The organism is Microbacterium koreense, from assembly GCF_042677105.1.
Taxonomy (GTDB): domain Bacteria; phylum Actinomycetota; class Actinomycetes; order Actinomycetales; family Microbacteriaceae; genus Microbacterium; species Microbacterium koreense.
In genome coordinates, this window is record NZ_JBHTIM010000002.1 from 1 (window position 1) to 1,633 (window position 1,633).

The 1,633-nt window shown below is 66.5% G+C and carries 1 protein-coding gene; it reads left to right on the top strand.

Features of this window, described 5'->3' with window-relative positions; translation table 11 throughout:
• A partial coding sequence (locus ACFQZV_RS13590; protein WP_378783352.1) for a SpaH/EbpB family LPXTG-anchored major pilin occupies positions 1–1,204 on the top strand: 1,204 nt, incomplete at its 5' end.
• Positions 1,205–1,633 lie beyond the last annotated feature (429 nt).

Genomic DNA, 1,633 nt, shown 5'->3' on the forward strand with positions numbered 1-1,633 from the left:
TGTCGATCTGACGACGACCGAGGGGTGGGATGCGGTTGAGGGTTATGTGTCCGATCCGGGTTCTGCGCCGTTGACGGGGTCGCCGGTGACGGTGACGACGGCGGCGGATGGTTCGGCGTCGGTGTCGAGCTTGGCGGTGGGTGCGTATCTGGTGACGGAGTTGGTGAGCCCGGGGGCGACCGCGGGTGGCGAGCCGGTGACGATCACGCAGATGGCTGCGCCGTTCGTGGTGACGATCCCGATTCCGACGGGTGAGGGCACGTGGAACTCGGATGTGCACGTGTATCCGAAGAACTCGATCACGACGGTGTCGAAGGTTCCGGGTGCTCCGGCCGGTGCCGGGCTCGGTGAGACGGTGCCGTGGACGATCACGATCGATATCCCGCAGCTTGCGGACGGACAGTCGTATTCGGACTTCCGTGTGACGGACACGCTGGATGCGAAGCTCGCGTTCGCGTCGACGACGTCGGTGACGATCGGTGGCGCGGATGTCACGCCGACCGAGACGGTCAATGGTCAGACGGTTCAGTGGGTTTTCGACGCGGTGGCGATCAACACCGGTCAGGGGCAGGTGTTGGAGATCGTGTTCGACACGACGGTGGTCGCCACCGGTGCGATCGAGAACACCGCGGATGTGTGGATCAACGACCCGGGTATGACGGGCACGCCGATCACGACTCCGGTTGCCACGACGTACTGGGGTGCGGTGTCGATCCTGAAGCACGCCGCCGGTGAGGTGGCGAACACGCTCGAGGGTGCGCAGTTCGCGGTGTACGCGACCGAGGCTGAGGCCGCGGCGGGTGCGGAGGCGGGGCGTATCGCGGTGACACGTGATGCCGCGGGCGCGGTGATTCCCGCGCAGACGGTGTTCACCACCGGTGCGGATGGCACTGTGCTGATCCCGGGTCTGTTCGCCGGGAACAGCACCGACGCCGACCCGATCGAGCGCACCTATTACCTGCGTGAGATCGCCGCGCCTGCCGGGTACGAGTTGACCGAGACGCCGATCCCGGTCACCGTCACCGCCGCGGGAGTCGCCACCCCCGTCGTGATGGCCATCCCCAACCCACAACTCCCCGCGTTTCCCCTTCCGATGACCGGTGGAGACGGTGCGCTCATGTTCGCGGTCGCGGGGGTCGCGATTCTGCTCACCGCGCTCGGAGCCGCGATCATCATCGCCCGACGCCGCAACGCGCAGGCGTGAGTGGGCACGACATCTTGAGCCGCTGACGCGGACACGACGTCGGTGTCGGGTGCGGTACGGCCGAGCCTGACACCGTCGTCGTCGTCGTGGATGGAGGCGTCCTCGGCGCCTGTGGACAACCCATTCCGTTCTCATATCTTCAGGCGTAATGTGACGCCATCGGTCGATTCGCCCCAGATGAGGTGCGAAAACAGGGACGGCGGATGACGCGCCTGGCGCGCGGGCAGAGTGACCTATAGCCGATCGCAGTGCCGAAGAGCAGTACCGACAGCAAGGGGATGCAATGAGCGGCAATGGTAGGAGCGGTTTCGCGCGTCGCGTGGCTGCTGTGGTGGGTGCTTCGGTGCTTGCTGTGGCGGGGGTTGTGGCGTTTGCGGGGCCTGCGTCGGCGGCGCCGGCGAATGTTCCGACGGATCCGGGGTCGTTGAC